This is a genomic window from Kribbella sp. CWNU-51 (assembly GCF_054073265.1).
This window is the reverse complement of record NZ_JBSXMZ010000035.1, coordinates 29350-44223: the sequence shown is the minus strand read 5'-3', so window position 1 is coordinate 44223 and position 14874 is coordinate 29350. Positions and strand designations below refer to the sequence as shown.

The window sequence follows — 14874 nt, the reverse complement described above, 5'->3', positions numbered from 1 at the left end:
TCGCGGAAGGAATCCGCAGCGCTCGGCGCAGGGAGTTCGATACGACGTTCCCGGCCCCAGGCGCGCGCGACCGGGAACCGTCGACACGGTCACCGTTGTGAGGGGTGGGCGACCGCCACCACAATCGCCTGCACCCACCGCGGCACAACCACCGGCTCCACCTCGGTCGGCTCGGGCGCGAGATCTGGCACCGGATCTGCCGGTCCAGCAGCGGCGTCGTCGACAGGCGGCGCACTCGGGTTGTGCGCAGCGTCCAGTGCACCCACCGCCTGTGGTGGTGTGGCTGGGATGTCGTGATCGATCGGATCAGCGGAGATTGCGGCCGTGTTCTTGGGGTTGCCGTCATGCCCGGTGACCATCGGTCGAACCCCGCGGCCACTACCCATTGCGCCGGATCGAGACACAAGGTACGGGCGAGCATCGACTCGCCGAAACGCTCGGCGTTGCGGCGGGTCGGGGTCACTGGGTTCTGATGGCTTGGTCGCGGCGCAGCTGGTTTGTGGTCGCGTTGATGTCGGCGACCTGTCCGGCCAGGGCGGGGTGGGTGCCTTCGAGTTTCGGGCCGGCTTCGGTCAGCGGGTCCAGCAGGTTCGCGGTGTCGCTGTCGCCGAGCGCGTGCAGGACCCGGTCCACACTCGCCTGAGTGGCCGCGCTCGGGTCGAGCCCGTCGAGTGCGGTGATCTGTGCGGCCAGCCGGCGCAGCCTGGCCGCGTTCGCTCGGGCCCATTGAGTGACGGCACGGTCGCCGGCTCTGCGATCGCGCGCTGCCTGAACGCGTTGTTCGCCCGTCATCTCGTGCTGGTCGGCGGGGTGTGGGTTGAGCCGTAGGTATCGGCGTTCGGCGGCCTGTCGGCTGGCCACGCCGAGGGAGGGGGCGATCGCAGCCCAGCTGGCCCCCCGGTCCCGGGCCGCACCGATGAGTAACGGCTCCCACGCCGCGAGCCGGTCCTGGACCAGCCGCAGCTGAGTCAACGCAGCGAGAACATCCGCCGAGCTGATGACTGCTCGCGCCGAGACTCCCTCATCCACCTCGTGTCTGAGCCGATCGACGGCGTACTCCACGCCGGCAATCGCAGCCGAGGTCGCGCTCTGAACGTCGCCTGCGTCGTTTGTCGTGTTGCTGACTGTCACAGTCACCTCCTGACCATTCCCAGTATGTCAGCGATTCGACGACAAAGCCCACTTGTCATCATTTCGTTGACATGTTATAAGGGAAGTGCGTGTTGACACCACCGTTGAATCAACCCAGTTCAGGAGGTGCAGGACGATGTTGATGCGCACTGATCCGTTCCGGGAGTTGGACCGGTTCGCCCAGCAGTTCTTCGGCAGCCAGGCGCCGGGCACGTGGTCACGGCCGACCCCGATGCCGATGGACGCCTACCGGCAAGGCGACCAGTACGTCGTCTCATTCGACCTGCCCGGCATCTCGCCGGACGCGATCGATCTGGACGTGGAGCGCAACGTGCTCACGGTGAAGGCCGAGCGCAGGCCACTCGAGCTCGGCGACGGCGTGGAGATGCAGGTCGCCGAACGGCCGCTCGGGGTGTTCTCGCGGCAGTTGTTCCTGGGCGACACCCTGGACGCCGACCGGATCGAGGCCGGCTATGAGGCCGGCGTGCTGACGCTGAAGATCCCGGTCGCCGAGCAGGCCAAGCCGCGCAAGATCGCGATCGCGAACAGCGACGCCGACCGCAAGCAGATCGACGCCTGACGCATCGGCGCGCGCCGTGGCGCGCCGATCCGGTGGGGACACGACAGGGACATGTTGTCGATGGGGTGAGATCGATGACCGCGATTCAACAGCCGCTACTCGACGCGGCCGAGGTGTTCGTTGACCTCGTGCTCGGCGACGACGAGTGGATGCGGGCCGAGTTCGACGCCCTGATCGCCGACTGCTGGGAATCGCCGTCCGAGCCGCCCCGCGGCAAGCTCTGTCCACCCGCCGGTGGATGGGCCGCGGGGCCACCATCCAGGTGGCCTCGCCGGCCCGGGAGACCCGTACGCCCGACCGTGTCGACGAGCCGGCCCCAGGGGCGGGGACGCGGCCCTCCGGGGCGGGTGGCGTGAGCCCGTACTGGTGGCAGTCCCAAGTGAGACGGCCCGGTGAGGAGGTGAGCCGATCCGAGACAGACGAAACCCTTGACCCGGTGATGCGGCCGCCCGCAGCCCACCCTCGACCCGCGGCGACGAAACTCTTGTCCGTCGCCTGTCCTTCTGAGGACGACACGCTACGGCGGGCCGCCGCATCACCCCGGTCCACGAGTCTTTCCCGTTCGTGGCGGCTGCGGATTACCTGGCGGAGGTGAGCGCGATGAATAACAGGAGCACCCGGCGGGCGCCGGACAAGGCCGTGCGATGGCTTCCGACCGAGCCGTTCGCCCATTTCGAAGACATCCACCGCCGGATGAACCAGCTGATGCACCAACTCGCCACCACCGGCCCCGCCGCAACCCATTCTGTGGCTGATTCTGTGGCGTGGTGGTCGCCGACGGTCGACGTCGAGGAGACCGACGACGAGTTCCTGGTCGAGGTCGACCTGCCCGGCGCCACGACCGGCGACGTGGTCCTTGAATGGAACGACCGCTCGCTCACCGTGCACGGCCAGATCCCTGCCCGCGAACACACCGGTGTGCTGCACCAGCACACCCGCCACGCCGGGCCACTGCACCACACCATCGACCTTCCGCGCCCTGTGCTGGGCGGCAAGATCACCGCGAGCCTGACCCGCGGCGTGCTCACCATCCACGCCCCCAAGGCCCAACCCGGCCCCGGCCACCGCATCCACATCGTCGACCCCGACGCTCCCCGTGGACGCCAGCCATGACCGCGCCACCACAGCCCGACCCGTACACGGTCCTCGGTGTCACCGCCGAGGCCAGCGACAACGACCTCGACCACGCCTTCCGTGGGCCTCGTCCGCCGACTCCACCCCGACACCCGCACACCAGCAAAACCAGAACCAGCCCCAGAACCAGCCCCAGGGCCCGGCGCACAGTCAGCTGCTGAGGCAGCTGCTGAAGCCGATCAGCGGCTGCGGGAACTGCTCACCGCCTACGCCACCCTGCGCGACCCCATCAGCCGCGCTGCCTACGACCGCACCCGAGCCAAACCAGTGGCCGCACACATCCCGCCGGCACCGACGACCACACCGCTGCCCCGAGTCCCCACAGTGCCGCAGCCCTCCACGGCGATCCGGGTGGGGCCTGCGATCCGGGTGGGACCGGTGCATTGGGAACCTCACCAGCCCAGCCCTGCCGGACTGAGCGAACTGGCTGAGCCGCAACGAACGAGAGGGGACCACGGTGCCGCCCCTTGACGACGTCGAAACCTACTGCGAGAACGGCATCTGGAAGACCCGCTGGCGCCACAGCACCAACCTCTTCGCCGCCGGCAGCGGCAGGCAACGCCAGGTCACCAGGGCGCCACCGTGGCGGGCTGCGCCGTGTCACGAAGCTCATCCAAGACACGCCCAATATCTGTAGTGACGGGATTAGACATTCCCTCGCCGTCTGTGTAGTGTTCCTCGTGTTGACAGAGAAGAACAGCGAAGCTGACGTGGACGGCTACCGATCTGTCCAAAGGTTGTGCAGTAGGTACGACGGCGGATTCCGCCGGGCCGATCAGTGAAGGGGCTCGGGTTTCACGCCGGGATCTGGTCAGAGTTGCTGGGGCCGGTGATTGAGAAGGGTTCCAGGCTTGACGGATCGAAGTAGCAGCTCGCAGTTGAAGTAGCAGTTTGTAGTCGCATCAAGTAGTTCGCAGTTCCGTACTCGCAGTAGCAGTTTGTAGTTGCAGTTGAAATACCAGCAGTTGTTGTTCGAGAGAGAAGGGAAGGGATTACACCGTCGGATCGCCCGCCAGTGCCAGTACTTCGCCGGGCGGGTGCCGTAGTTCCATCAGATGGGAAGGTGGTCTTCGGTTACGCATTCAGCGATCCCCGCAGCGACAGCCTTCACGTGGCGCGCTGCGGACATGCAAGGCCGGCCATACGGCCGGTAGATGGTGACAATCCAACTATCCCTTGGGCCCCGGTGCTTCGGCACCGGGGCCCTTCGGCATGGAGGTTCGATGACCCCAGACCTGCACACGGAGACCCCGATGAATTCAGCCCCGGCCGGCCCGGCCAGTTTCGACGACGAGGACTACCCCGCCTACACGATGGGCCGGGCCGCGGAGATGGTCGGCACCACGCCGGGATTCCTGCGGAGCCTGGACGAGGCGAAACTGATCACCCCGCAACGCTCTGACGGCGGACACCGCCGCTACTCCCGCTACCAGCTGCGCCTGGCGGCCCGGGCCCGTGAACTCGTCGACCAGGGCACCGCCCTCGACGCGGCCTGCCGGATCATCATCTTGGAAGACCAGCTCGCCGAAGCCCTGCGCATCAACGAGCAGATGCGCGAACACGGCTAGCCACCGCCCACGGGATCCGCCGGGGCTTCACCGTCCGCCCCGACGACAGCGCTTTCCGGACCCCGGAACAGCCCCACCCGGGCCCGACAACTGCGTTCCTGCCAGTACGCCGCTTCAGCCGGATGTCCTGAATGTGGCGGCTGGTGACAGCTCTCTTACCGACACCCCGAGCTGGTGGCTCGGCCGCCAAGCACGGCAAGTGTGCCACCGGCCACGCCGAGGAACACCGAGAGCATGCCGAGGCCGGACAGGAGGCTCAGGTTCACATAGGTTCGCATCGAGGTGAACCCGCTGCCGGCCAGTCCGTCGATTTTGGCTTGCTGCCGGCTGATGACGTCCAGGAAGACGTTGTCGATCACCGCGTAGGTGCCGATTGTCAACGCACCGATGAGAGCGCCCGCGGTTGCGCCGGCCACTGCGAGCACTTGCCAGTCGCTCGTCACTCGAGCCGTCAGTACGCCGGTCATCGCGAGGGCGGCGAAGACCGCGAGGTAGCTGATCAGCACGGACGCGCCGTCGTTGTCCTCGGTGGTTGGGAAAACCACGTTCGACAACACGATCTCGATGCTCAGAGCGGCCCAGCTGATCCCCGCGACGATGAGCGCCCGGCGCAGGGCGGCTCCGATCGCCGTGCCTCTGGACGACCCCGTGGTGAGGTGGGCATCCATCGCCCCACGGAGCAGGTCTGTCGCCACCCGGCCGCGGGTTTGCAGGCTCATCGGCCGGAGGTCGTCGAGTACCTGACTCATCTCTTCGCCGTACTGCCGCCGCCATCGAGCCGGGTACAGCCGGATGAGGCGCTTCATGCGAACGCCGTCAGGCGCTTGAGTCCGACCGTGCTGACCTGGCGCGCGTGCTCCAGATACGTCCGCAGAGCTTGCGCTCCCGCCGGGGTGATCCGGTACGGCCGGCGCCGGTCCTCCGCCGGTAGGGCCTCGATCAATCGGCGCTCCTGCAGCCGGCGCAGGGCCGCGTACAGGGTCCCCGGCCCGACCACGGTGCCGGCGAGCTCCTCGATGTCCCTGATCAGGGCATACCCGTGCTTCGGGCCACCGGCAAGGCTGGTCAGGATCAACACACTCGGCTCGGCGAACCTCCCCAGACCGTCCATCCCGTCCTTTCGTTCCACTATTCCGCGTCACGCTATATCGGTTCACGTAATACTAGGTCCGTCCGAGGCGGCCTGGGAATACCGGAGCCCGCCTACGAGCGGTTGAAGAACTGGATCGTCAACGGGCCGCTCGAGCCGCGCGAGAACATCCGCGACACGGACGTCGCCTCGATGCTCGGCATCAGCCGAACACCGGTCCCGGGTCACCGTGTACGACCGAGCCATCGTCGGGGGCATGATGTGGATCGAGGAGCCGGAGGCGGTTAGGCGCGACCTGACACGAAATCCTGGGACTCAGCATCGGCCCGACGCACGGCATGGCTGGCAAGGTCGCCTTGTTGCCGAAGGTCGATCGCCGCGGTGAGTTCGAGATCGGGATCTGGGTGGCTTCACCGGCGGGGCTCTCCGGTGTGCAGATGGGGCTTGCGCTGAGGCTGGAAACGCCCGACCGCCCATGGCCCGCGACACTGAAGTTCCAGCTCCCGACGTACCGCGCGACCGGAGCCGAGACACCCCGGATCCAAGAATTGCGAGAGATGCACGAGTCAGCTCTCCGGGAATCTTCGTGCTCGCGATCGCGTTCGGTGCGTCCCAGACCGGGGTGGCGATCGCGGACGATCTGGCCACCGGCAGGATCGACCGGTTCCGTGCGCTGCCCATGACCCGTTCCGCGGTCCTGGCCGGCCGGACCCTGGCCGACGCGGTGCGCAACCTGTTCGTCCTGCTGCTGATGACCGGGATTGGATACGCGATCGGGTTCCGCTTCCACGCCGGCGTTGCTGCCGCGGGGGCGGCGATCGGCCCGGCGTTGCTGATCGGTGTCGCGTGCTCCTGGATCAACGCTCTGGTCGGCCTGCTGGTCCATGACGCCGAGACAGCTGGGCTGGCCGGTCTCATGCCGGTCATCGTCTTGGTGTTCACCAGTTCCACCTTCGTCCCGGTCGCCACCATGCCCGGCTGGTTGCAGGCGTTCGCAAAGGTCAACGTGGTCACCGTCACCGTCGACGCGCTGCGCGCCCTCGTGCTCGGCGGCCCGACGGCCGAGCATGTGTGGCAGGCGCTCGCGTGGATCGCCGGGCTGCTCGTGATCGCTATCCCCGCCGCCGTGCTCCGTTACCGTCGCGCGCCACCGTGGCTGACCCGTCCAATCGCCGAAGGCGGCTCGTCAAAGAGCCTTGACGATCAGTCGGCGTCAATCTAGCTTGACGATGTGGGTGTCGAGCTGGATGAGGCGAGTCAGATGGTCGAGGCGGCGACAGGCCCGGACCCCGAGACAGGCTTGGCCGCGGTGGTCGCGCTGCGCGGTCTGGTCGAGGTGCTCGAGGTGCTGCAGGTCGAGAACGCCCGGGCGCAGGGCTGGTCTTGGCGGGACATCGCCCGCCGGCTGGGTGTCACCAAGCAAGCGGTGCACTACAAACACGCCCTACGCGTCCGGGGTCGGTGACGGCGACGATGATGGACCGGCTCACCCCAGCGGCGCGGCGGGTGATGACGGCCTCATTGGACGAGGCCGAGGAACTCGGCCACGGCTACATCGGTGACGAGCACGTCCTGCTCGGCCTGCTGAGTGCTGACGCTGGGCCGGCCCAGCGGTTCCTGCGCGAACACGGCCTGGACCTCGCGGCCGCCCGGACCCAACTGCAGCACCTCACAGCAGACGGGCGCACCCCACAGTCGCCGGACGACGCCGCAACCCTGCGCACGGTTGGGATCGACATCGGCCAGGTCGAACAGCAACTGAAGGCGGCGTTCGGCCCGGACGCCCTCGGCGAGGCGGTCTGGCGAGCCAGTCGAAGGCCGTGGTGGCGCGGCGGTGGCCGCCGCCGCCACCCGCTGTGCGGGAAGCCGTTCTTCGCCAAACGAGCCCTAGCCCTCGCGGCCGAGGCTGCGGACAGCCGAGGGCGGCGCGAGGTGGGGCCGAATGATCTGTTGTCCGGGGTGTTACAGGATGCGGCTGACCCGTTCGGCACAGGCTTGGGACACCGCGGCCGCAAGCACCTGGCCCAGCTGGGATGGAGCCTCAGCGCAAGTAACCCGGCCGCCACGATCCTGGCAGCGCAGGGCCTCGACCCCGCCCGGTTGCATGCCCAGCTGTCCGCCGACCGGGGAGCAGCCCTGTGACTCCGCCAGCGCGAAGGCGCACGATCGGGAGTCTCAGACGTCGGGCTGAAGCCTCCCGCCAACAAAGCCGATCTGGCGCACACTGATGCCATGGGCAACTTGCCTGATCAGCAGGGCTGGTCGATGACCGTTGGGAGCTGGTTCTCGGCCTCCGCGCAAGGCGAGCTGGAGCCGGTCCGCGCCGAGCCAGGCGAACACGGCGATCGCGGTCAGCAGGACCAGGAACGCGGCCGAGTTGCACGAGATCCATACCCAGAACAGGCGAAGATCCCAGCCGCTGATCGGCGGCTCGGGGCGCCGCCATCGCCGCACAGCGACTGCCCGCATCGTTCTCAGACCTCGCTGATCGCCGCGACCCAACCGGAGTCGATGGCCGCCACCAACGCCGCGTGGTCGGCCTCGTTGATATCGGCGTAGGCCTCGGCGAACTCCGCCATGGCTCTCGCGAACGCCTTGCCCTTGCCGAGGTATGCGGCCAGGGCGACCCGGTCGCCGCCGCGGGCGTAGGCCCGCGCCAGGGTGGTGCCGCAGCACTCGCCGTAGCGGGCCAGCGCGGTGGCGTCGAGGAGCTCCACGATCACGCTGCCCTTGCCGTCGCGCAGCTGGCGCACGTAGTAGTCGCGGGTCACCTCGTCCAGTCCTGGGCCGCGTCCCCAGCCGAGGAAGATGTCGCCGGCGGCCTGCATCAGCCGTTGCCCGCGCACCACCCGCTCCCCGTCGTTGCGTGGCGTCCGGGCCTTGACGTACTCGGCGAGTACCGACGGCATGGCCTGCTTGGCCTGCAGCACCAGCGGGTCTCCGCCGTCCAGGCCCTCGTAGAGCAGCACCCAGGCGCGGGTGCCGACGCTGCCGACGCCGACCACCTTCTGCGCGATGTGCACCAGCCGGTACTGGCCGAGCAGGCGGCGCAGGCTCGGCTCAAGGGAGCTGTAGTAGCGGCGTGCCCGTCCCGCAGCTGGGCGTACAAGGCGTCGACCTCGGCGTCGGGGAACAGCTCTTCGATCGGCACCAGCAGCGGAGGGTCCGAGCGGAAGCGCGGTCGCCCGTCAACCATCTCAGTGAGCTTGGACAGCGCCTGCACGCTGTCGCGGGTGCGCGCCTTGTCCAACAGGCGGCGGGCCTTCTTTCGTCGGTGCGAGTCCAGCTGCCGGGCCAGCTCGACCACCATCCGGTCGGCGTCCACCCGGGTGTACCACACGGCGAGGTTGCCCTGGCTCGTTTCGCGGGCGGTGGGCTGGGATCAGCTGGTAGGGGTTCGGCTGTTGTCGGGTTCGAGGTCGATCTCGACGATGTGGATCCGGATTCTTGCTGGTTTGTCGGTCACGGTGGCGACCGCGGCGGTGACGGTGTCGTGGACTGCGGCGCCGACGTGGGCGGCGTGGTGGTGGATGCTGACGACGATCCGTAGGTCGATCCGGATCTGTTGGCCGTGATCGGCGATGTCGGCGGTGACTCCGGCGAGGTCGGGGAGGGCTTTGCCGGTGGCTTGTTCCCAGGCGTGTGTGGCGAAGTGTCGCAGCAGTCCCCAGATGCCGGGTTGGAGCCGTACGACGCCGGGTACGGCTCGGGCGGCTCGGGCGGCGGCGTCGGCGGCTTTGATCTCGGTGAGGAGGGTGGCGGGCACGAGGTGGCCGGGTGACCAGTCGGTGGTCATCGCTTCCCCTTCGACCTGGTGTGGTCGATCCAGACGTCCACGGCGGTGAAGTTGAGCGTGTCCAGGTCCAGGCCGATCCGTTCGGGTAGGGCGGCCGCGACCCGGCGGCGGGCTTCGTCGAGGGCGGCAACCTGCCCGGACCCGTAGCGCAGCGCCACCGACATCCAGACCCGCAGCGACTGCGGCCGGTCCGCGAGAGTCTCGATGCGGCATTGGTGGGCCCGGACGCCGTCGACGCCGTCAACGATGTAGCGCAGCACCGTGGCCAGGGCGTGGGTTGAGATGTCGATCTCGGCGTGGGGGCTTGGCAGCGCCAGGGTTGGGCCGTGGCTGAGGTCTGCCCGGACCGCGGTCATGATCTTGTCCAGCAACCCGGCCGGCGGTTCGGTGGGGTCGTCGATCAGGGCGCGGGTGGCTTCGGTGAGCCGGTCGAGGCTGGCTCGTGCGGTGGTGCAGTGTGGGCAGTCGAGGGCGTGGGTCGTGATCTGGTCGGCTTCGATGTCGTCCCAGACGTCTTCGACGGTGCGCCCGCAGGGCAGCGGGTGTCCTGCCTGGGTCTCAGTGGGGTTCATCTCCATGGTTTCATCACCTCCGCTAGCTGGGCGCGTGCTCTGGCTATTCGTCCCCTGACCGCTGTCGGTGTGGTTCCGACCAGGTCGGCGATCTCGCGGTAGGACCGTCCGTGAGCTTCTCGCAGCAGCCAGCAGGCCCGCTGTGGGGGTGGCAGTCGTTGCAGCCCCAGTGTCAGGGCCGTCATCGCCTCGTTGATGTACACCGCCCGCTCTGGGTCCCCGCAGATCCCGGTCTCGATCGGACTGTTGCGGTCGTCGAGTTCGGTGGTGGGTTTGCGGCGCTGCAGCAGGGTGAGGCACTTGTTCGTCGCGGTCCGGTACAGCCAACTGCCGAACGCGGCGTCGTGCTGGATCTCGGGCAACCTACGCCAGGCGGCCAGGAACACTTCCTGGGCTACGTCTTCGGCTTCTGCGGTGGCGCCGTTCAGCATCCGCAGGCACAGCGAGTAGATGCGGCGCTGGTAGCGGCGCACCAGGATCTCGAATGCCGCGGTGTCGCGGTCTCGGGCCCGCGCGACCAGCGTCGCCTCGTCCAACTCGACCAGGCCGGAGGGGCCTGGCGGTCCCGTGGGCGTCGGAGATTGCAGCGGCGGAACGGAACCCGCGGTGTCGGCGGCCGTCACCGTAGCCTCCTCTGCGGCCCGGGCAGCGGCTCGTGATCGGACCTGTTGAGGATAGGACACCCCAGCCTCACAGATGTCATGGTCCCGGCCGGGATCAGCGGCCTTTCGCCGGGTGACTGCGGTCAACCAGCCGTCAATTCGACATCCCGGAGCAATCGTTGCTCGATCACCGTGACGATTCACCCCTTGGCGTTGTCCAACCAGTAACAGAGCGCTCACCCCGCACCACGAACCTAAGGATCGTCTGATGACTGACACTGCTCCCACCTCCCGCACCGCTGGCAAGCCCGGTAGAGCCGGCACGGAAGTTGTTGCTGGCGGCACCGGCACGCTGGCCAGCACGCAAGGCCGAACCACCATCGCCGACACCGTGGTCTCCAAGATCGCCGGCATCGCAGCCCACGAGGTGACCGGCGTCTGGGCCCTCGGCGGCGGCGCAGCCCGCGCAATGGGGATGATGCGCGACCGGATCCCCGGCTCGCGGACGAACCTGTCCCAGGGAGTGTCGGTCGAGGTCGGTGAGAAGCAGGCCGCGGTCGACATCGAAATCGTCGCCGAGTACGGCGTCAGCATCGCCGACCTGGCCCAGGGCATCCGCCGCAACGTGATCACCGCGGTCGAGCGGATGACCGGCCTGGAGGTGACCGAGGTCAACATCGCCGTCAACGACATCCACCTCGAGGGCGAAGACGACACGGACACCGATAGCGAGACTGAACCGGTCGAGCGCCGCGTCCAGTGACCGTGACGACGACGCCCGACCCGGCCGGCCCCGCAGCGCGGCGCCCGGACGTGTCCGAGCAGATCGCCGCCGCGACCCGGTCGGTGCCGCGAGTCGCCGGGCTGCACGGCGGCACCTTCGGTGAGATCGCCGACCTATCTTTCCCGCCGGCCGGGTCATCGGGGTCCGGGTCAGGCAGGACCGGGTGGAGATTCACCTCACGGTGGCGTGGGACGCCGGTCGACGTGACCGTCGAAGACATCGTCTCGCCCAGCATCACCTGACCACCACCGGTACCAACCTCGGCACCTGGCAGGCAGCCCGGGCCCATCCCAAGGAGAGATCTCGTGAACACCTCGACCATCGGCTTGTTCGCCGGTCTGCTGATCGCCATCGCGGCGATCCTCGGCGGTTTCACCGGATTCCTGCTCGCCCTTGTCCTGGGCGCGGCAGGCTTCGCCGCCGGCCGCTATCTCACCGGCGGCAGCAAGGGTCTGGACGACCTGATGTCGCGCCGTGGCCGTGGCTGACACCACCCCCCTCGCCCCGGCGGCCGCGATCGAACAAGCTACGGCCCGCGGGGGACTTGACCCGGGCAGCCGCGGGCGGCTGGACATCAGCCCACGAGTGGTGGAACGGGTCGCCGAGGCGACCGCCCTGCAGGTCCACGGCGTGCTCCGCCGCGAAGCGACCTTCGGGCGCGGGCTCCCCAGAGCCAAAGCCCAGCTGGCCGGGCGGCGGGTCGGACTCGACCTCGAGATCGCTGTCGAGTGGGGACACCCGTTGGCCGAGCTGGCCGCCGAGACCCGGGGCCGAGTCGCACAGACCGTTGCCGACCTGACCGGACTCGGCGTCGACGCCGTCCGGGTCGACATCTCGGCTGTCGAACTTCCCGACCCCAGCCGCCGTGTGGAGAACCCGAGGAGGCTCCTATGAACAGCACCCCCGCCAAAAGACCGGTCGCCGCGCCGGCCGCCGCGGTTGTCGGCGTCATCGCCGCCGTCTTGGTGATCGCGGTCGGCGTCGTCGGGGTCCGTGAAACCCTGGTCTCCACCGGCTCTCTCGCCGGAGGGTCGTGGCTGGAGTGGCTGTTCGGTAAGGCCGAGGTTCTCAAGCCTGCCGACTGGATGGTCCCGGCCGGCGTGGCCGCCGTCGTGCTGGGTCTGTGGACCCTGGCTGCGGGGCTCAAACCGCGCCGAGCCACACATCTGGCCGTCGGCGACAACACCGGTGTCTGGATCCGGCGCCGTGACGCCGCCCGGCTGGCCGCCAACAGCGCCCGCACGATCGACTCGGTCACCACCGCCGCCGCGAAAGCCAAGCGGCGCGCATTGCGGGTCACCGCGACAGCGACCGGGGACGCGGCCCGGGTCCACGACGACCTGATCACCGCGATCGCGCAGCGACTGCACGCCGTCACTCCCACCCCGAGGGTCCGCGCCCGGGTCACCGTCGAGGAGAACTGACATGCGCCGCAGCGTCATCGCCCTCGACCGGCTCATCGCCGTGGTGACCGGCGCCGTCTTGATCGTGGCCGGGGCGGCCGCGCTCGGCTGGCGCTACGACCGCATCCCCGACGCCCCCGCCCGCCTCGAGATCAACGGACTCACCGATCTCCCACCCATGCCATGGTGGCCCTGGGCCACCGGCGGCGGCGGCCTGCTGCTGGTGGTGCTCGGCCTGACCTGGCTGGTCCGGCACCTCCCGCGCCGCGGCAGCGGTCAACTACGCCTGACCGGCAGCGACGAACGCGGCCGGCTCACCGCCAACGGCAACGCCGCCGCCACCACCGCAGGTCACGCCCTGGCAATGACACCCGGCGTCCGCGACGGATCCGGGCACATCATCCTCGACCGCGGCCAACTCGTCGCCGCGTTGACCGCCACCCTCGAACCGACCGCCGACCTGGACACCGTCAGCGCCGCGGCGGAACACACCTGCCAAGACCTGCATCGAGTCATCGGCCGCGCCGACCTCCACCACCGCATCGAGTTACACGTCGCACGCAACACCAAGACCCCCACCACGCCCCGCGTGGAATGAACCCAACCCACCAACAGGCGGCCCCGACTGGGCGCGCGCGAAGCCCCGGCCCGGCCGTGGAGCCGTGGTGAAGGTCACCACAACGCCCCGGCGGGCCGGGAAGGTACCGCGCCCCTCACGGGGGTGTAGCAACCCGTCGCCCAACGGTCCCCGCCGAGGCGATCAGTTGTCACCCTGAGAGATAGGCGGCTGCCTTCCCGACCCGCTCAGACGTTGTGTCGCCTCTGTGCACACCACGCCTCGAGCGGGATCCTCGTGGACATTGGCCCTGGAAGCCGCGGCCCCATGCACGACAATGAGTTCCAGCTGGCAGCCTTCTTTGCGCTCTGCGGTTTGATACCCCTCAGCGTCTATGGCGTTGGTGGTTCAGGCTGCCGGCGAGTTGATCGCCCCAACTCGGTCACTCGAGACCTGTCTCATGGCCGGTGTTGAGAAACGATGGTCTAGCGCCGCGGGTGATCGAGGTTCGGTATCATCAACGCGTCGGCTGGCTGCGCGCCTCCCCCGGGGCGTGCAGGTACCCAGGGGGGCCTGGTACGAGAGAAACGGACTCTCGCAGCTGACGTACTTGTTGCTGCTTCGATTCGGTGCTGGTCCGGGGGGATGCGCTGAGTCGGAGTTAACCGTGTCTCGAGCTGCCGCGACCACTGAGAGCCATCACAAGCTCCTGTTGACTGGCACGTTAGCCAGTTTGATCGCGATCGTAATCGTTGCCTTGGCTGGCCAGGCTGCTGCTGCAGTTTCCGTCGGCGCGGTGTGGACCGCTACATGTGGGGCGCTGGCGCTACGCCGCAGCCCTGGCACCGATCCTGGTCGGAGTCATCGGCCACCGGAGTCATAGGCAGGTGTCGAGAATCGATCGTTTCTCGCGGCCCAGTTGGCAGCCCCGGTCGCGGTTCTGATCTCTGCCACCTGGATTCGCCGGCGGTCGCGGAGCAACTGGCCGTTCGAACGATGCGGGCGTCTCTAACATCAGCACAGAAGGCAGGAAGATCCGGACTTTCACGGCATCTGGGGGGCGGAGTGGGCGTGGTGAGTGAAACTGAAGCGACCTACTGGACGGCTGAGTTGGCGAGGACATGCGAGGTGCGGGTTCCCGCGGCGAAGGGTCACTGCCCTGAAGGCGCTGCTCTACGGGTTCCTGTTGGCGAACGAGATCGGGGCGGTCGTATCGGCCGCCCTCGGTCGCCAGAATTGGCGGTGGTGGCCACTGTTCTGCCTGGTGGCTGCGCCAGCCTTGATTCCGCTGATTTGGTGGTACGTCCGGATGACGCTCTTTGGCCGGCCGGTGCTGGTGGTGGACAAGGACGGTGTGTCGCTTGGCCGGAAACGTCTCACTTGGGAGAACGTCAAGACCGTCGAAAGCCCCAACTCGGTGCGCCGACGCCCGCCAGATCCACGACGACCGGTAGATGCCTCCCGTGAGTAGTTCGGGCTCGTCACCGTCGTTCCGGCCACGCAGCGCCGGACGCGGCAGATCTCTGTTGGAAAAGATCCTGTCCGCGATCTCGAGGGTTTGGCAGCCTGGTTGGATGCGCTCCGGAGACAGCAGCAGTCAGGCAGCTGCGGTGTCTGAATCACAGTCGGTTCGTGCAAGCCGATAGCCGGCGTTATGT

Annotated in this window: 22 protein-coding genes and 2 pseudogenes; 14 read left to right on the top strand and 10 right to left on the bottom strand. The window is 68.3% G+C overall.

What is annotated here, in order from left to right:
• Positions 1-89: 89 nt before the first annotated feature.
• Together ACXC9Q_RS30520 and ACXC9Q_RS30515 are read right to left on the bottom strand one after the other, a co-directional pair.
• A complete protein-coding gene (locus ACXC9Q_RS30520) occupies positions 90-359 on the bottom strand; it encodes a hypothetical protein (RefSeq protein WP_457060080.1) in 270 nt (89 codons plus the stop codon).
• Positions 360-459: 100 nt separating this feature from the next.
• Positions 460-1137 carry a hypothetical protein gene (locus ACXC9Q_RS30515; protein ID WP_457060079.1) on the bottom strand — a complete coding sequence of 226 codons (678 nt, stop codon included), beginning with the start codon at positions 1135-1137 and terminating at the stop codon, positions 460-462.
• Positions 1138-1267: 130 nt separating this feature from the next.
• Between ACXC9Q_RS30515 and ACXC9Q_RS30510 the strand changes: the two genes are divergently transcribed.
• The 4 genes from ACXC9Q_RS30510 to ACXC9Q_RS30495 all read left to right on the top strand — a co-directional run bounded on the left by ACXC9Q_RS30510 (position 1268) and on the right by ACXC9Q_RS30495 (position 4413).
• Positions 1268-1711 (top strand): Hsp20/alpha crystallin family protein, encoded by a 444-nt coding sequence (locus ACXC9Q_RS30510; RefSeq protein WP_457060078.1) that lies wholly within the window; start codon positions 1268-1270, stop codon positions 1709-1711.
• A 74-nt stretch (positions 1712-1785) separates the two neighbouring features.
• Positions 1786-2067 (top strand): hypothetical protein, encoded by a 282-nt coding sequence (locus tag ACXC9Q_RS30505; protein ID WP_457060077.1) that lies wholly within the window; start codon positions 1786-1788, stop codon positions 2065-2067.
• A 244-nt stretch (positions 2068-2311) separates the two neighbouring features.
• Positions 2312-2824, top strand: a complete 513-nt coding sequence (locus ACXC9Q_RS30500; protein WP_457060076.1) for an Hsp20/alpha crystallin family protein — start codon at positions 2312-2314, stop codon at positions 2822-2824.
• Between the two features lie 1244 nt (positions 2825-4068).
• Positions 4069-4413: a MerR family transcriptional regulator gene (locus ACXC9Q_RS30495; protein WP_457060075.1), complete on the top strand. Its 345-nt coding sequence runs from the start codon at positions 4069-4071 to the stop codon at positions 4411-4413.
• A 155-nt stretch (positions 4414-4568) separates the two neighbouring features.
• Here the strand turns inward: ACXC9Q_RS30495 and ACXC9Q_RS30490 are convergent, their stop codons facing one another.
• Positions 4569-5219 carry a hypothetical protein gene (locus ACXC9Q_RS30490; RefSeq protein WP_457060074.1) on the bottom strand — a complete coding sequence of 217 codons (651 nt, stop codon included), beginning with the start codon at positions 5217-5219 and terminating at the stop codon, positions 4569-4571.
• Positions 5216-5524 (bottom strand): PadR family transcriptional regulator, encoded by a 309-nt coding sequence (locus ACXC9Q_RS30485; protein WP_457060073.1) that lies wholly within the window; start codon positions 5522-5524, stop codon positions 5216-5218. Before ACXC9Q_RS30485 ends, ACXC9Q_RS30490 begins: the two co-directional genes overlap by 4 nt.
• A 454-nt stretch (positions 5525-5978) precedes the next feature.
• Between ACXC9Q_RS30485 and ACXC9Q_RS30480 the strand changes: the two genes are divergently transcribed.
• Genes ACXC9Q_RS30480 through ACXC9Q_RS30470 form a run of 3 tightly spaced genes read left to right on the top strand, consistent with a single transcriptional unit; the run spans position 5979 to position 7645 of the window.
• On the top strand, positions 5979-6725 hold the full coding sequence (locus ACXC9Q_RS30480) for an ABC transporter permease (protein ID WP_457060072.1): 747 nt from the start codon (positions 5979-5981) through the stop codon (positions 6723-6725).
• A gap of 9 nt (positions 6726-6734) precedes the next feature.
• The gene (locus ACXC9Q_RS30475; RefSeq protein WP_457060071.1) at positions 6735-6968 is read left to right on the top strand and encodes an AsnC family protein; all 234 of its coding nucleotides are present in this window, start codon (positions 6735-6737) and stop codon (positions 6966-6968) included.
• The gene (locus ACXC9Q_RS30470; RefSeq protein WP_457060070.1) at positions 6965-7645 is read left to right on the top strand and encodes a Clp protease N-terminal domain-containing protein; all 681 of its coding nucleotides are present in this window, start codon (positions 6965-6967) and stop codon (positions 7643-7645) included. Before ACXC9Q_RS30475 ends, ACXC9Q_RS30470 begins: the two co-directional genes overlap by 4 nt.
• 33 nt (positions 7646-7678) lie before the next feature.
• Here ACXC9Q_RS30470 and ACXC9Q_RS30465 read toward each other — a convergent pair whose 3' ends face one another.
• From ACXC9Q_RS30465 to ACXC9Q_RS30440, 6 genes and pseudogenes are all read right to left on the bottom strand, one after another.
• Positions 7679-7972, bottom strand: a complete 294-nt coding sequence (locus tag ACXC9Q_RS30465; protein WP_457060069.1) for a hypothetical protein — start codon at positions 7970-7972, stop codon at positions 7679-7681.
• Between the two features lie 5 nt (positions 7973-7977).
• Positions 7978-8574: pseudogene (locus tag ACXC9Q_RS30460) on the bottom strand (DUF2252 family protein); the annotation flags it as partial.
• 44 nt (positions 8575-8618) lie between these two features.
• Positions 8619-8846 (bottom strand): annotated as a pseudogene (locus ACXC9Q_RS30455) (DUF2252 family protein); the annotation flags it as partial.
• Between the two features lie 39 nt (positions 8847-8885).
• The gene (locus tag ACXC9Q_RS30450) at positions 8886-9299 is read right to left on the bottom strand and encodes a hypothetical protein (RefSeq protein WP_457060068.1); all 414 of its coding nucleotides are present in this window, start codon (positions 9297-9299) and stop codon (positions 8886-8888) included.
• Positions 9296-9871, bottom strand: a complete 576-nt coding sequence (locus ACXC9Q_RS30445; RefSeq protein WP_457060067.1) for a hypothetical protein — start codon at positions 9869-9871, stop codon at positions 9296-9298. Before ACXC9Q_RS30445 ends, ACXC9Q_RS30450 begins: the two co-directional genes overlap by 4 nt.
• Positions 9868-10494 carry an RNA polymerase sigma factor gene (locus tag ACXC9Q_RS30440; RefSeq protein WP_457060066.1) on the bottom strand — a complete coding sequence of 209 codons (627 nt, stop codon included), beginning with the start codon at positions 10492-10494 and terminating at the stop codon, positions 9868-9870. Before ACXC9Q_RS30440 ends, ACXC9Q_RS30445 begins: the two co-directional genes overlap by 4 nt.
• A gap of 247 nt (positions 10495-10741) precedes the next feature.
• Here ACXC9Q_RS30440 and ACXC9Q_RS30435 point away from each other — a divergent pair, with 247 nt between their 5' ends.
• The 7 genes from ACXC9Q_RS30435 (at position 10742) to ACXC9Q_RS30405 (ending at position 14687) form a co-directional block, all read left to right on the top strand.
• Positions 10742-11236, top strand: coding sequence for an Asp23/Gls24 family envelope stress response protein (locus ACXC9Q_RS30435; RefSeq protein ID WP_457060065.1), 495 nt, complete (start codon positions 10742-10744; stop codon positions 11234-11236).
• Between the two features lie 2 nt (positions 11237-11238).
• Entirely contained in the window at positions 11239-11499 is a 261-nt protein-coding gene (locus tag ACXC9Q_RS30430) for a hypothetical protein (protein WP_457060064.1), read from the top strand.
• Between the two features lie 63 nt (positions 11500-11562).
• Complete coding sequence (locus ACXC9Q_RS30425) at positions 11563-11745, top strand: hypothetical protein (RefSeq protein ID WP_457060063.1); 183 nt, start codon at positions 11563-11565, stop codon at positions 11743-11745.
• Positions 11738-12151 carry an Asp23/Gls24 family envelope stress response protein gene (locus ACXC9Q_RS30420; protein WP_457060062.1) on the top strand — a complete coding sequence of 138 codons (414 nt, stop codon included), beginning with the start codon at positions 11738-11740 and terminating at the stop codon, positions 12149-12151. The genes ACXC9Q_RS30425 and ACXC9Q_RS30420 overlap by 8 nt, the downstream gene beginning before the upstream one ends.
• Positions 12148-12681, top strand: a complete 534-nt coding sequence (locus ACXC9Q_RS30415) for a DUF6286 domain-containing protein (RefSeq protein WP_457060061.1) — start codon at positions 12148-12150, stop codon at positions 12679-12681. The genes ACXC9Q_RS30420 and ACXC9Q_RS30415 overlap by 4 nt, the downstream gene beginning before the upstream one ends.
• A gap of 1 nt (position 12682) precedes the next feature.
• Entirely contained in the window at positions 12683-13258 is a 576-nt protein-coding gene (locus ACXC9Q_RS30410) for a hypothetical protein (RefSeq protein ID WP_457060060.1), read from the top strand.
• A gap of 1144 nt (positions 13259-14402) precedes the next feature.
• Positions 14403-14687: a hypothetical protein gene (locus ACXC9Q_RS30405; RefSeq protein WP_457060059.1), complete on the top strand. Its 285-nt coding sequence runs from the start codon at positions 14403-14405 to the stop codon at positions 14685-14687.
• The last annotated feature ends 187 nt before the right edge of the window (positions 14688-14874 follow it).

Coding starts and splice junctions, on each gene's coding strand:
- ACXC9Q_RS30520 (WP_457060080.1), bottom strand. CDS start 359: ATGGTCACCGGGCATGACGGCAACCCCAAGAACACGGCCGCAATCTCC.
- ACXC9Q_RS30510 (WP_457060078.1), top strand. CDS start 1,268: ATGTTGATGCGCACTGATCCGTTCCGGGAGTTGGACCGGTTCGCCCAG.
- ACXC9Q_RS30505 (WP_457060077.1), top strand. CDS start 1,786: ATGACCGCGATTCAACAGCCGCTACTCGACGCGGCCGAGGTGTTCGTT.
- ACXC9Q_RS30500 (WP_457060076.1), top strand. CDS start 2,312: ATGAATAACAGGAGCACCCGGCGGGCGCCGGACAAGGCCGTGCGATGG.
- ACXC9Q_RS30495 (WP_457060075.1), top strand. CDS start 4,069: ATGACCCCAGACCTGCACACGGAGACCCCGATGAATTCAGCCCCGGCC.
- ACXC9Q_RS30490 (WP_457060074.1), bottom strand. CDS start 5,219: ATGAAGCGCCTCATCCGGCTGTACCCGGCTCGATGGCGGCGGCAGTAC.
- ACXC9Q_RS30485 (WP_457060073.1), bottom strand. CDS start 5,524: ATGGACGGTCTGGGGAGGTTCGCCGAGCCGAGTGTGTTGATCCTGACC.
- ACXC9Q_RS30480 (WP_457060072.1), top strand. CDS start 5,979: ATGGCCCGCGACACTGAAGTTCCAGCTCCCGACGTACCGCGCGACCGG.
- ACXC9Q_RS30465 (WP_457060069.1), bottom strand. CDS start 7,972: ATGCGGGCAGTCGCTGTGCGGCGATGGCGGCGCCCCGAGCCGCCGATC.
- ACXC9Q_RS30450 (WP_457060068.1), bottom strand. CDS start 9,299: ATGACCACCGACTGGTCACCCGGCCACCTCGTGCCCGCCACCCTCCTC.
- ACXC9Q_RS30445 (WP_457060067.1), bottom strand. CDS start 9,871: ATGAACCCCACTGAGACCCAGGCAGGACACCCGCTGCCCTGCGGGCGC.
- ACXC9Q_RS30435 (WP_457060065.1), top strand. CDS start 10,742: ATGACTGACACTGCTCCCACCTCCCGCACCGCTGGCAAGCCCGGTAGA.
- ACXC9Q_RS30415 (WP_457060061.1), top strand. CDS start 12,148: ATGAACAGCACCCCCGCCAAAAGACCGGTCGCCGCGCCGGCCGCCGCG.
- ACXC9Q_RS30410 (WP_457060060.1), top strand. CDS start 12,683: ATGCGCCGCAGCGTCATCGCCCTCGACCGGCTCATCGCCGTGGTGACC.